Origin of the sequence: Desulfovibrio sp. (genome assembly GCF_018379785.1) — a bacterium.
GTDB lineage: Bacteria > Desulfobacterota > Desulfovibrionia > Desulfovibrionales > Desulfovibrionaceae > Desulfovibrio.
Genome location: NZ_JAGZUV010000081.1, coordinates 1 through 11,929, shown reverse-complemented (window position 1 = coordinate 11,929; position 11,929 = coordinate 1). Strand labels below are relative to the sequence as shown.

The following is an 11,929-nucleotide window of genomic DNA, read 5'->3' as shown; positions in this document are numbered from 1 at the left end:
AAAGGCTCTGGGCTTGAACAAAGTGAAAGCCGGCGCCTTTAGACGCTGGCCGGTAACAAGCCCTTATAGGGCTGGAGCAAACCACCCGCTATGCGGGTGATTTTGATTTTTTTATTTCTGAGATCCCCGGATTAGAGCATGTTAACTTTAAAATGCTCTAACGCCGAACAGGGTGAGGCGCGCCGCGAAGCGGCATGGATTCAGTCGAAGGCTGCGTTCTTCGGCTGAATGAGCCTTTGAAAGGCAAAGCGTTTCAAAAGTAATCTGCTTGAGCTGCGGCGTTTTCCGTCCGGCTCTGTGCCTCATCACTACGCCGTGCCTGACGCGCAAGGCGGACGCCGCATGTCTGTCAGGCTGCGGCAACGGAAAAACTTTCAGCCAAGGCCAGCCCGAAAGGTCAGCGGTTGATGCCGTCCTGTTCCTGCCAGACGGCCAGGGTGCTGGAAATATAGTTGCAGATGGCGGCGTGTTCTTCCTTGCCCTGGCCCTGAACGCGTATGGGCTTGGCGAAACGGTAGCGTACGGCCATGCCTGTCTTGACCGGTCCCAGTTCCTTGATCTTTTTACCCTGGCCCCAGGCGTCCGTCTTGAGCGCCAGCGGCACGATGGGCACTCCGGCCCGTCGGGCCAGCTTGACGCCGATGCTGTTGAAATGCCGCTCGTCAAAGATGCTGGACCGCGTGCTCTGCGGAAAAACAATGATGGAAACGCCTCTCTTGAGGCGTTCCACGCCGCCGTTCAGTACGGCCGAGAGATCCTCGCGGGGGTTGACCCGGCCTACCACAATGGGGTCGCGCGAGCGCATTACCGCGCCGAAAAAAGGCATGGTGGTCAGGCTTTTCTTGACTACAAAGGTCACGGGCCGCCTTGGGCGGATCATGCCCGGCAGCATGAAAGTTTCCAACGTGCTCATGTGATTGGCCACAAAGAGGCAGGGCTCATCCACGGCACTGATGGCATCCATACCCTCCACCTCAATGGGGCAGCCCATGCGTTCCATGAGATCCGCCGTCCAGATACTGGCATAAACCCAGGCGGCGTCGTCGCATCTGCCTTGGGAGGCCCGGCGGCAGAGCCAGCGCACGGGCCCCAGAAAAAGACGGCTGTAAAAGGAAAGCGAGGGCAGCAAGCGGCTGAACGCGCCCGCCCGCACTTCGGGGCTGCGGTAAACGTCGCCGGTGAGGAATTTTTCAAGAAAAACGCCGTCAACATGCTGGGGAATCATGACTGCTCATCCGTCTTTTTGATTTTATGGATTTTGCGCCACCACTGGGAAAGGCGCGGTTCCTCGCCGTTGTCGCGCGGCTGATAAAAGCGCCTGCCCTCCAGCTCGGGCGGCAGATAGGGCTGTTCCACCCAGGAATCGGGGTAATTGTGGGGATATTTGTATTCCTTGCCGTAGCCCCATTCCTTCTGCAATTGCGTGGAAGGATTGCGCAGATGCAGGGGCACGGGCCGCGCGCCGTTGAGCTTCACTTCGCGCGCGGCATTGAGGTAGGCCGCGTAGGAAGCGTTGCTTTTGCGGGCCAGGGCCAGATAGACCACGGTTTCGGCCAGGGGGATGAAACCTTCCGGCATGCCCACGAACTCCACGGCCTGCTGGCAGGCCACAGCCAGGGGCAGAGCGCCGGGGTCGGCCAGCCCCACGTCCTCGGAGGCGGAAAGAATCAGGCGGCGGCAGACGAAACGGGGATCTTCGCCGCCTTCCAGCAGGCAGGCCAGATAATAGAGAGCCGCGTCCACATCGCTGCCGCGAATGGATTTGATCAGGGCCGAGGCCAGCTCGTAATGGCTGTCGCCGTCTTTGTCATGGCGGATCAGCACTTCGGGCAGGGCAGCCTTGATCTGCTCCAGGTCCCGCTTGTCCTCGGGCAGTGCGGCCACGTATTCCACCAGATTGAGCAGGCTGCGAGCGTCGCCGTGGGCCACTCCCGCCAACAGATCCAGCACCTCATCGTCCAACTGTACCTGAAGATCCTGCGCGCCGCGCCGCGCCAACTGCATCAGCTCAGCCCGGCCCAGTGGGCGCAGGCGCAGCACGTGCAGGCGTGAAAGGAGCTGACGGGTGACGCTGAAAGAAGGATTTTCCGTGGTCGTGGCCAGCAGGGTCAGTTCGCCTGATTCCACCAGGGGCAGGAAGAAATCCTGCTGAGCTTTGGAAAAACGGTGCAGTTCGTCCAGCACCAGAATTTCCACCCCGGCCAGAGCGCGGCGCAAATGCTGCAAACCCGCCTCGGGCGCGCTGAGCCGCAGATATTTTCTGCCCGTGGATTTAGCCAGCAGCAGGGCCAAGGTGGATTTGCCGCAGCCGGGAGGGCCGAAAAAAAGCAGGCTGGGCAGGCGCTTGGCCTGCATCAAGGAACGCAGCCGATCCGCCAAATGGCTTTGACCCAGGAACTGCGCCACATCGTCTGGGCGCATACGTTCGGGCAGCGGCTTGCTGATAGCCATGTTCAGCTCTCCGCGTGTTCCGCATTCCGGCCCGGCAATTGCGAGGCCCACCAGTGAATGCCCAGACAGAGGGTGGCCGCCGTTTCACAACGCAGAATCCGGGCTCCCAGGCTGACCGCCGTAAAGCCCGCCGCGCGCAGGGCGTCCAGTTCCCGCGCGGAGAAACCGCCCTCCGGTCCGATGATATAGACGGTCACACCCGCCCTGCCCGCCATATCCGGCGTCAGCATGGGCACATTTTCCTGCATTTCCCAAGGCAGAATACGCTGGTCGGCGACGCGGGAAAGTTCCACAAGTTCGTCCACGCCCCCGGTCAAAGCCCGCGCTTCCGGCAGCCAGGGATTGCCGCTCTGCTTGGCGCCGGCGATCATCTGCCCCTGGCAGGAATCGCGCGCGCCGGCCGGCAGTTTGCCCTGGCTGTGGTCGCCCTGCCAGAGCCAGACGGCATGCGCGCCCAATTCCGCGGCTTTTTCCATGAAAAAGCCGCGCCGCACGGCCTTGCTGAAGGCCAGAGCCATGACGGCCAGGGACGCGGGCCGAGGGGTAAACGATTCGCTCAGGCATTCCAGGCGGGCGCTTTTTTTGCTCACCGCGCGGACAGCAAAGCGGCCCGTGCGGCCTTGGCCGTCCAGCAGACCTACCTCGTCGCCCGGCGCAAGCCGCAGCACCTGCCCCAGGTGCTTGGCTTCCTGGACTTCCAGGCTGACTTCCCATTCCCCGGCTTCGGGCGGCAGATATAAAAATGGTCCGCTCATGCCACAATCACTTCCTTCATTGCCTTGGCCTCCGTGCCTAGGCGTGCCTTGCGCACGGCCTTGAAGCCGTCCTGCAGAGAGACCAGCCGTCCGTAGTTTTTGCGTATTTCCAGACCGGCTCTGGTCAGAGAGCTTTCAGGCACATCCAGATAATTGCGCTGCAAATACCGGTCGCGCAGAATTTTTTCCACACAGCCGATGACGTCGTCCACCAGCGCCGGAAAGAAATTGACGATCTCAAACTTGAGTTCATTGAGCAGATCAACGGCCTCGCGCATCATCTGCCGGTAGGTGATGCGCGCGCCTCTGAAGGTACGCTGGCAGATGTCTTCCAGAATGCGCACCCGCCGGGCCTGCTGGATATAGCTGAAGCGCGTGCAGACTTCCTGGTACAGGTCGCGCATGTTATCGAACATCTCGCTGTTTTCCGGCGCGAAAAGATAACCGGACAGGACTTTGCTGACATTGGCGAAAAACTCGTCGCTGTAGCTGATCATCCGGCGTTGGTGCTTGCTCAGCCAAGTGTACAGAAATTTGAGGCGTTTTTCGTCCGTGTCGGTATTTTCCACCACTTCCGTACGCTTGTAGACAATGCGGCCCGTGAATTCGCCCCGAACGATGTCGTTGAGGCGCAAAAACATGTTGCTGGCGTCCTTGATAATATTCAGGCCGCGCAGAGCTTCGCCGGTGAGCGGGTGCAGCACTTCCTGCCCGGCCACGGAAAGAGCGCGGTCCTGGCGCACGTTGCTGGAGTCGAAACGGTGCTGACGGTAGGTGATCCGGATGATCACCACCCGCTTGGTCTTGTCCAGAAAAAAGCCGTCTTTGTCGATGATGTCCAAGGCCTCTTCCTGATCTTCGTCCACAGCCACCAGGGCTATTTTTTCCAGCATGGGATAGCGCCGGTTTTCTCCGTTGGAGATGTATGTGGTCAGCGTGCGATCGGTCTGGCCCATGACGCGCAGGAGAAAACGCTCGCCCATTTTGTGCAGCTTGCGGGCGAAGAGCGCGCTGGAAGTGCGCCGCTCCGAGACGATGGGAAAGCCATACAGTTCCATGAGGTATTGATAGACGAACATGCGGTTGCGTTCGTACATGTCGCTGTCGCCGTAAACGAACTTGCCGATACGGATGCCGAAGCGCTTGAGCTCGCTGTCGATATCCGAAGGGAAGGAGGCGAAGACCCCGGCCAGATGGAAGAGTTTGTCCGCATCCCAGGCCAGCACCTGGGCCCTGTCCATGTTCAGCAGATAGGGCATGAGGGAAGGGTAATTGTCCAGAAGAACCGTATCCACATAGCGGAACTGCTGACGGAAAATATCCTGATGAATGCGCGGCAGGCGCGACGCCAGGGTCTGAATGTTCAGATCAATAACCTGATTCTCCAGCGGGCAGCAGGCGCCGTCCGCCTCGGTGATGACCGGGTGCAGCTTGTCGAATTGAAATATCTCGGAAAAATAGTCCAGCTGGCGGGCAAAGGCCACCAGGGCGAAACCCGGCAGATCCTTGTATTCGAACATGTCGTTATCAAAGGAGGGCAGCAGTTCGCGCCCCTCCACCAGTGGATAATTTTTATTTTCCTGATAGGGTTTGACAAGGCAGAAACGAATATGGACGGCGTCCAGAAAACGCTTGAGTCCGTCCAGGTCGCTGATGGCAACAGGTTCGGACAACGTCGTGGCATCCTGCCAGGGCAGCCCGTCTTTGCTGAAAACCTCTTGCCATTTTATCATCCGCGATTCCTGTAACAACTTTTTTTATTTTGGTACCCTTTTTTCCGGAATAATTCCAGTACGCAGAATATGGCTTTGCAGATTTTCCGCTCTGTTTTTTCCTCGCGGCGCAAGGCCCGCGCGCGGCGCAAAAGCAGTTGCGACGCCGGAAACGCTTTGCTACAACAAGCCAGCGCATGCGGGCCGTTGCCTGGGCCGCCGCGCCCCGTCACCTTCAACCCCACGCGCTATGATCGCAAATTCTCTTGAAAAACATATTCTGAGCATTGTCTGCAGTGTTTTTGACGCCTATTCGGCCGTATTGTTCCTGCCTGACGAGGAAGGCGAGGCCCACTACCTGTCCGCGTCCTTTAGTCTGGGCGACAAGATTTCTCCCGACGTCTCCATTCTGCCGGGCAGGGGACTGGTGGGCTGGATCATCCGCAACCGACAGCCCCTGCTGGTGCCCAACTTCGACCAGCGCCAAAGCAATCTGGGCTATTATGCCGACGGCGAGGAAGCCAGCATCAAGGCCTTCATGGGCTGCCCGGTGCCCACTGGCGGCGCGTTGTGCGTGGACAGCAAGCGACAGTACTCCTTTTCCGACAAGGACCACAAGATACTGCAGCTCTTCGCGGAGCTCATCTCCCGCCAGCAGGGCAGTCGCGGCCGACAGGAACTGGCCGGGGACATTCCCCGCTACTTCGCCGAACTGGGCGTCATTCAGGATCTGCGCTTCCGCTATAAACGCTGGCCGCAATTCTTGCAGAATTATCTGCGCACCATGGCCGACGCCACCGGCTTTGACTACTGCGCCTTTGCTTCAGTGGATGCGCCGGGCGAAACATATTGCGTGGAGTGCGAATCGGCCCGCCTGCTGTTGATGGACGGCGAACCGCTGATCCTGCCCATGGGCAGCGGCATTACCGGCTGGGTGTTCCGCAACGACCAGCCCGTGGTGGCCGAGGGCGTGGAGGGGGCTCCGGCTTCGGTGCTGTTCGGCAAACTGCCGGACATGCCGGATTTTCAGGCCGCCATGTGCATGCCGGTGATGGTCAACAAGAGCACGCGCGGCGTGTTGTGCCTGGCGCACACCAGCCCCCGCCAGATCGACGAGAGCATGCGCAGCTTCGTGCGCCAGGCAGTGGACCATCTGGCGCTTTTTCTGGAGAATCTGTATCTCAAAACCCGCCTGCGGACCATGCTGCCCAAGGCCCAGGTGCACAGCGACGGACCGCAGGCCTATGATCCGGATACCGCGCCCCTGCCGCCGCGCAAAGAACTGTAATTATGTTCCTGCAGCGTTTTTTTCGTTTTTTTTCCAAAGACATTGCCATGGATCTGGGCACGGCCAACACCCTGCTCTATACCCGGACCCATGGCATTGTGATTAATGAGCCGTCGGTGGTCGCCATTGACGTGCAAAAAAACGCCGTTCTGGCTGTGGGTGCCGGAGCCAAGGAATTTCTGGGCCGCACGCCTCAGCGCATCCGCGCCATCCGCCCCATGAAGGACGGGGTCATCGCGGATTTTGACGTCACCCGCGAAATGATCGCCTATTTCGTGCGCAAGGCCATTGACGGCCTACGCCTGATCAAGCCGTCCATGGTCATATGCATTCCCATGGGCATCACTCAGGTAGAAAAAAAGGCCGTCATAGACTCCGCCCTGCTGGCGGGCGCGGCTGACGTGAGCCTGGTAGAGGAACCCATGGCTGCGGCCATCGGGGCCGACCTGCCCATCCACGAGCCGCTGGGCAATCTGGTGCTGGACATCGGCGGCGGCACCAGCGAGGTGGCGGTCATTTCCCTGGGGGGCATCGCCAACGCCCAGTCCATCCGCGTGGCCGGCGATGCCATGAATCTGGCCGTACAACGCTATATGCGCGACGTTTTTCGCATGGAATTGGGTGAAAACACGGCGGAGAATGTCAAAAAAATCTTGGGCTCGGCCATGCCTCAACCCAATGCTCCAGCTCTGGAAGTTTCCGGCAAGGACCTGGTGCAAGGCACGCCCAAAGTGGTTACGGTGAGCGAGGGGCACATCCGCGAGGCCTTGCGCGAACCCATACAGGCCATTCTGGAAACCGTGCTGCGCGCCTTGGAAAAAACGCCGCCCGAACTTTCCGCCGACATCTACCGCAACGGCATGCTCATGGCCGGCGGCGGCTCGCTGCTCAAGGGGCTGGATCAGTTCATCGCCCGCGAAACCCGCCTCAAGGTTTTTGTGGACAAAGAGCCGTTGACCACTGTTCTGCGCGGCACGGCCAGGGCCATGCTCGACCGCCGGGCCTATCATACCGTGTTCATCAACTGACAAGGATTTGGCATGTTCCAGGCGGCGCCCATTTTATGCGAGTGCGTGGATATCGTGCGCCGGAGCGGTGCCATCATCCGCGCGCACTGGCCTCGGCCGCGCCGTGTGCGGCACAAGGGCAGCATTGATCTGGTGACGGAAACGGATCTGGCGGTGGAGGCCTTTCTCAAGGAAAAGTTGGCCGTCCTGCTGCCCGAGGCGTCATTCATGGCTGAAGAGAGCAGCGCCTCGGACCAGCAGCCGGGCCCGCTTTGCTGGATTATCGATCCGGTGGACGGTACCACCAATTTTGTGCACCGCATTCCGCTGGTCGGCACTTCCGTGGCGCTCTGGCAGGAGGGCCGGGTGGTTCTTGGTGTGGTCAATGTGCCCATGCTGGATGAATGCTTCTGGGCCGTACGCGGACAGGGAGCTTTCTGTAATGACCGGCCCGTTGCCGTTTCCGAAGCCGCCACGCTTACCGACGCGCTGGTGGGCACGGGTTTTCCCTATGATGTGGCCGCGCGTCTGCCGGAAGTATTGGAGCGGCTCGCCGCCGTTCTGCCCGTAACCCAGGGCCTGCGGCGCATCGGGGCCGCTTCGGTGGATCTGGCCTATCTGGCCTGCGGTCGTCTGGACGCCTTTTATGAAGCAGGCCTGAAGCCCTGGGACTTGGCGGCGGGCTGGCTTCTGGTGGAGGAAGCGGGCGGCAGGGTCAGCAATCTGCGCAATGAGCCTTTGTGTTTCGGCGAGGCGCTTCTTGCCAGCAACGGCCGCCTGCATGACGCTATGGCGGCGCTTCTGATGAAAACGGCCTGAGCCTTCCCGGAATCAGAGCAATTCACATTTGAATGAGTGAATTGCTCTGATGCCCGTGTGAGCGGACAGCGGAACCCAAGTGCAAGGATGCGACCGGAGGCGGCGCGGCCGTGCCCGCCAGCCTTAAGGGCTTGCGGGCACCGACAGCAATGCTTTCCTTATTTGTACGTCGCTTTGCGGCTACAGCTAACGTAACGCTCGAAGACCCGCCAACGGCTGCCGCTTCCGGGCACGCGGTCGGCGTATGGTTTGAAATGTATCCCATTTTAAACGCAAAATGCTGCAGGCTCAGCGCGGGCGCACGTAGCCGCCCTGAACGGCCACCCGCATGAAGGGCGAGAGCAGATCGCCGAAATGCGCGCCCAAGCCCTTGAGCTCGTCATAGTCCAGCAACATGCTGCGGTCCGGATCCAGCGCTTTTTGGGCGGCCAGAGCAGCGGGGAGACGGGCTTCAAACAGAGCCACAAAGGCTTGGCGGCTTTCCCGGCAGGGGGGGCAGAGACCCAGCGGCAGTAAACGTCCGCCCGGCTCGCCCCAGTTCTCCTGGAGCATGCCGCGGGCGCATGCTTCAAAAGATTGCCCGGCCCGCACCATGGCAAAGGACGAAAAGCCCCAGCCTCGTCCCTCGCGGAAACTCAACAAGGCCCGGCCCGCGCTGTCGCGGATCAGCAGGGCCGTGGCGCGATGACGCAGACGCTGGCGCAGCACGTCTTTTTCAGCCATGATGCAGAGCGGCGTATTGCGCCCGTCCACCACCTCCAGGAAAGAAGCGGCGTTTTTCAATCCCGGATAAAGGCTTTGATCCATGTGTGCACCCATTTCTTCCGGCGCGTCGCTCCCGATAGTCTTTCAGCGCCTTGACGCGCGCCATGCCGTGGCCATGCGGGAACTTGAGCAACGCTGTTTTTCCCTGCCCTGGTCCGAGGCGCAGTGCCGCGCGGCATTTGAGCAACCGGCTTTCGCGGCTTTCGGCCTTTTCCGGGGCATGGACCTGCTGGCGTATATGTCCGTATACCATACCTTGGAGGAGCTGGAAATACTCAACCTGGCCGTCAGGCCAGAAGAGCGCCGCAAGGGCTTCGGACGACGGATTCTGGACATGGCCTTGCAAGTGGCCCGCAAAATGGGTATGCAAAAGGTTCTGCTTGAGGTGCGCGTGGGGAATCACGCGGCCATCGGTCTGTATCAGGGCAGCGGTTTCCGCCAGGTGGGCGTGCGCCCGCGTTATTATACGGATACCGGCGAAGATGCGCTTATCTACGCCTGTCTTCTGCAAGAATGATCCCAGCCAAGGGTGCTGTCATGCAAAAAATCATCGCCGCCAACTGGAAGATGTACAAAACCCGTGCTGAAGCCGCACAAACAGCTCGAGATCTGGCCGAAGCTCTGGCTGACGGAACGCCTCATGATCGGCTGGTGCTGGTGTTCCCGCCGTTCACGGACATAACTGTCGTGGCTGAAGCCTTTACCGGCAAAAAAAATCTGGCTGTGGGCGGCCAGAATTTGTATCCTGCGGAGCAGGGCGCCTTTACCGGCGAAATCTCGGCGGAGATGCTGCGTGATGCGGGCGCGACATGGGTTCTGGCCGGCCATTCCGAACGCCGCCATGTCTTTGGCGAAAGCGATGAGCTGGTGGCCCGCAAGACGGCTTTTGCCCTGGCGCAGGGTTTCAAGGTTATGCTTTGCGTGGGGGAAATGCTGCATGAACGTGAAGCCGGACAGCTTGGGGACGTGCTTGCCCGCCAGCTTGCCACGGCTCTGGAGCTCCTGCCGGAAGCCCTGCGCGGGACGTTGCCCGGTCGGCTCGCCCTTGCCTATGAGCCTGTCTGGGCTATCGGCACGGGCAAGGTGGCGGGACCGGTGGAGGTACAGGAGGCGCATGCCGTCCTGCGCGCTCTGCTCGCGGATCTGATCGGCGCAACGGCTGCGGAACTGCCCATTCTGTATGGCGGCAGCGTCAAACCGGCCAATGCTTCCGCCCTGGTCGGGCTTGACAATGTGGACGGTCTTCTGGTAGGAGGCGCTTCTTTAGAGGCGCAAAGTTTTCTGCAGATTATCGGATCATAGTGAGGGCCCGTCCGCCCCGCTTGCGCTTGCCGCAGGCGGAAGCAGCCAGGACGGAGGCGCTTTGATTACGGCTTCGTTGATTGACGGCGGGGCATACGCAACTACCGGGTTGTCGCGCGGCATTTGGATGATGTGAGACCGGTATATCCTTTTTTCTGGAGCGCCGCCGGGCTGCGCCGGGTGGTGAGGAGGAATTCGTGCAGACTCTTATTCTTACGCTGCATATCATTGTGTGCGTATTGCTGGTTATTCTGGTCCTGCTTCAATCTGGCAAGGAAGGCATGGGCGTTATTTTCGGCGGCGGCAACACCTCGGTGTTCGGCAGCGGCGGCGCGGGAGGCATTCTGGCCAAGCTTACTACGCTGATGGCCGTCATTTTCGTGATCACCTCCCTGAGTTACACCTATGTGACGAGTTCCCGTCCCAGCAGCGAGTCCACCATCTTGAATGTCAAAATTGAAGAACCCGCATCTCCGGCCCCGGCTGCGCCTGTGACCCCCACGCCCAAGCCCGACCAGAATGCCGGGCAGGCCGCCCCCGCGCCACAGCAGCCTGCGGCGGCTCCGCAGAGCAGTCAGGCACCGGCTGACGTCCCCAAAGCGCCATAAGTTTTCTGTAGACGACAGTAGTGAGCCGCGGCAATGCCGCGGCTTTTTTTACCATTTTGTAAAGTCCTCCGGTTGTATCGCCATGTCCGACAATGATATTTTTGCGGAAAACCCTTTTCGCGCTCTGGATCTCAAGAATTTTCCCGACAAGAAAAAAGCCGCTGTGGCGGATGACCGCGTGTTGCAACCGGAGAGAGGGCGGGGAAAACAGCGTGTGCACGCGGGGGCAGCGCAGGACAACGCGGATGATGCCACACTGAATCCCGAGGAAACCGAGCTGTTCATGCAAGCCATGAGCCGCGTGCGGCGGGAAGGGAAAAAAGGAAAAGGCGGCACGCATGGTTTCCGCCTGGAAGAGCAGTGCTCCCTGCCTGACGCCGGAGAGCGCAAAAAAATCCGCAAGGAACGTCGGGCTGCTACGGGCGAGGCCGCGCAAAAGGCATTTGTTGCTCCGGCGCATGTTCGAGGAAAACACGCCGGTCCTGTGGAGCCGGAAGCGGTAGGGGAAGCGACGCGGCAACAGGCCGCCGCCAACGCGGAAGATGCCGAAGCCATGGCATTTTTGCGGGCCATGGGAGAAGTGCTTCCCTTGCAGACGCGGGGCCGCGAAGTCAGCCCTGAACCGCAACCAGGCACTCCGCCGCCGCAGGGCGAGCTGAGCCTGCAGGATTTCATGGACGGCAAGCTGGAGTTCGCTCTTTCCTTTACGGATGAATATCTGGAAGGGCATGTCGTGGGCCTGGATCAGATGATCATGAACAAGCTGCGTGCCGGTGGGCTGAGCCCGGAAGCGCATCTGGATCTGCACGGCCTGAATGCCATGCAGGCTTTTGAAGCCCTGCGGGGTTTCATGCGCGGTTGCTGGTACAAGGGACTTCGCACGGTGCTGGTAGTGCCCGGCCGGGGACGCAATTCGCCTGACGGGATGGGCGTGCTGCGGGAAAAGCTGCAAAGCTGGCTGACTCAGGATCCTTTTAAGCGGGTGGTGCTGGCCTTCTGCACGGCGCAATCCCATGACGGCGGCCCGGGCAGCGTCTATGTGCTGCTGCGCAAGTACCGTAAAAAAGGCCGTATTTACTGGGAGCGTATTCCTGCGGACGCTGATTTGTACTAGAAGTCATTGCATAATTCTAGAAAAAGTCATGAAAATCGTGTAATCGAGTTTCATGAGCAAATACCAAAGATTAACGGATGAGCAGTGGGCAATTTTGGAACCTCTCCT

At 60.1% G+C, this 11,929-nt stretch carries 12 protein-coding genes; 7 read left to right on the top strand and 5 right to left on the bottom strand.

Going from position 1 to position 11,929, the window contains the following annotated elements:
- Window positions 1-397 precede the first annotated feature (397 nt).
- From KH208_RS13670 to KH208_RS13655, 4 genes are read right to left on the bottom strand one after another with little or no spacing between them, the layout of a single operon-like run.
- Window positions 398-1,225 carry a lysophospholipid acyltransferase family protein gene (locus KH208_RS13670; protein WP_291437208.1) on the bottom strand — a complete coding sequence of 276 codons (828 nt, stop codon included), beginning with the start codon at window positions 1,223-1,225 and terminating at the stop codon, window positions 398-400.
- Entirely contained in the window at window positions 1,222-2,451 is a 1,230-nt protein-coding gene (locus tag KH208_RS13665; RefSeq protein WP_291437206.1) for a replication-associated recombination protein A, read from the bottom strand. Before KH208_RS13665 ends, KH208_RS13670 begins: the two co-directional genes overlap by 4 nt.
- Before the next feature lie 2 nt (window positions 2,452-2,453).
- A complete protein-coding gene (locus KH208_RS13660) occupies window positions 2,454-3,206 on the bottom strand; it encodes a 16S rRNA (uracil(1498)-N(3))-methyltransferase (RefSeq protein ID WP_291437204.1) in 753 nt (250 codons plus the stop codon).
- Window positions 3,203-4,939: a hypothetical protein gene (locus KH208_RS13655; protein ID WP_291437202.1), complete on the bottom strand. Its 1,737-nt coding sequence runs from the start codon at window positions 4,937-4,939 to the stop codon at window positions 3,203-3,205. The genes KH208_RS13660 and KH208_RS13655 overlap by 4 nt, the downstream gene beginning before the upstream one ends.
- A gap of 229 nt (window positions 4,940-5,168) precedes the next feature.
- On the opposite strand from KH208_RS13655, the gene KH208_RS13650 reads away from it, so the two are divergent.
- The 3 genes from KH208_RS13650 to KH208_RS13640 are packed head-to-tail and all read left to right on the top strand — an operon-like array spanning window position 5,169 to window position 8,032.
- A complete protein-coding gene (locus tag KH208_RS13650) occupies window positions 5,169-6,206 on the top strand; it encodes a GAF domain-containing protein (RefSeq protein WP_291437200.1) in 1,038 nt (345 codons plus the stop codon).
- Between the two features lie 2 nt (window positions 6,207-6,208).
- Entirely contained in the window at window positions 6,209-7,234 is a 1,026-nt protein-coding gene (locus tag KH208_RS13645) for a rod shape-determining protein (RefSeq protein WP_291437198.1), read from the top strand.
- Between the two features lie 12 nt (window positions 7,235-7,246).
- Window positions 7,247-8,032 carry an inositol monophosphatase family protein gene (locus KH208_RS13640; protein WP_291437196.1) on the top strand — a complete coding sequence of 262 codons (786 nt, stop codon included), beginning with the start codon at window positions 7,247-7,249 and terminating at the stop codon, window positions 8,030-8,032.
- A 288-nt stretch (window positions 8,033-8,320) separates the two neighbouring features.
- On the opposite strand, the gene KH208_RS13635 is transcribed toward KH208_RS13640, so the two are convergent.
- Complete coding sequence (locus KH208_RS13635; protein WP_291437194.1) at window positions 8,321-8,839, bottom strand: NUDIX hydrolase; 519 nt, start codon at window positions 8,837-8,839, stop codon at window positions 8,321-8,323.
- On the opposite strand from KH208_RS13635, the gene rimI reads away from it, so the two are divergent.
- The 4 genes from rimI to KH208_RS13615 all read left to right on the top strand — a co-directional run bounded on the left by rimI (window position 8,838) and on the right by KH208_RS13615 (window position 11,821).
- Entirely contained in the window at window positions 8,838-9,314 is a 477-nt protein-coding gene (gene rimI, locus KH208_RS13630) for a ribosomal protein S18-alanine N-acetyltransferase (protein ID WP_367114967.1), read from the top strand. The two genes, KH208_RS13635 and rimI, sit on opposite strands and share 2 nt — an antisense overlap.
- A gap of 20 nt (window positions 9,315-9,334) precedes the next feature.
- Complete coding sequence (gene tpiA, locus KH208_RS13625; protein WP_291437192.1) at window positions 9,335-10,099, top strand: triose-phosphate isomerase; 765 nt, start codon at window positions 9,335-9,337, stop codon at window positions 10,097-10,099.
- A gap of 197 nt (window positions 10,100-10,296) precedes the next feature.
- Entirely contained in the window at window positions 10,297-10,707 is a 411-nt protein-coding gene (gene secG / locus KH208_RS13620; protein ID WP_291437190.1) for a preprotein translocase subunit SecG, read from the top strand.
- 82 nt (window positions 10,708-10,789) lie between these two features.
- Window positions 10,790-11,821: a Smr/MutS family protein gene (locus KH208_RS13615; RefSeq protein ID WP_291437189.1), complete on the top strand. Its 1,032-nt coding sequence runs from the start codon at window positions 10,790-10,792 to the stop codon at window positions 11,819-11,821.
- Window positions 11,822-11,929 lie beyond the last annotated feature (108 nt).

What these genes read in the sequence shown, in the direction of transcription:
- KH208_RS13670 (WP_291437208.1), bottom strand. Translation starts at nt 1,225, where the DNA reads ATGATTCCCCAGCATGTTGACGGCGTTTTTCTTGAAAAATTCCTCACC.
- KH208_RS13665 (WP_291437206.1), bottom strand. Translation starts at nt 2,451, where the DNA reads ATGGCTATCAGCAAGCCGCTGCCCGAACGTATGCGCCCAGACGATGTG.
- KH208_RS13660 (WP_291437204.1), bottom strand. Translation starts at nt 3,206, where the DNA reads ATGAGCGGACCATTTTTATATCTGCCGCCCGAAGCCGGGGAATGGGAA.
- KH208_RS13655 (WP_291437202.1), bottom strand. Translation starts at nt 4,939, where the DNA reads ATGATAAAATGGCAAGAGGTTTTCAGCAAAGACGGGCTGCCCTGGCAG.
- KH208_RS13650 (WP_291437200.1), top strand. Translation starts at nt 5,169, where the DNA reads ATGATCGCAAATTCTCTTGAAAAACATATTCTGAGCATTGTCTGCAGT.
- KH208_RS13645 (WP_291437198.1), top strand. Translation starts at nt 6,209, where the DNA reads ATGTTCCTGCAGCGTTTTTTTCGTTTTTTTTCCAAAGACATTGCCATG.
- KH208_RS13640 (WP_291437196.1), top strand. Translation starts at nt 7,247, where the DNA reads ATGTTCCAGGCGGCGCCCATTTTATGCGAGTGCGTGGATATCGTGCGC.
- rimI (WP_367114967.1), top strand. Translation starts at nt 8,838, where the DNA reads ATGTGTGCACCCATTTCTTCCGGCGCGTCGCTCCCGATAGTCTTTCAG.
- KH208_RS13635 (WP_291437194.1), bottom strand. Translation starts at nt 8,839, where the DNA reads ATGGATCAAAGCCTTTATCCGGGATTGAAAAACGCCGCTTCTTTCCTG.
- tpiA (WP_291437192.1), top strand. Translation starts at nt 9,335, where the DNA reads ATGCAAAAAATCATCGCCGCCAACTGGAAGATGTACAAAACCCGTGCT.
- KH208_RS13615 (WP_291437189.1), top strand. Translation starts at nt 10,790, where the DNA reads ATGTCCGACAATGATATTTTTGCGGAAAACCCTTTTCGCGCTCTGGAT.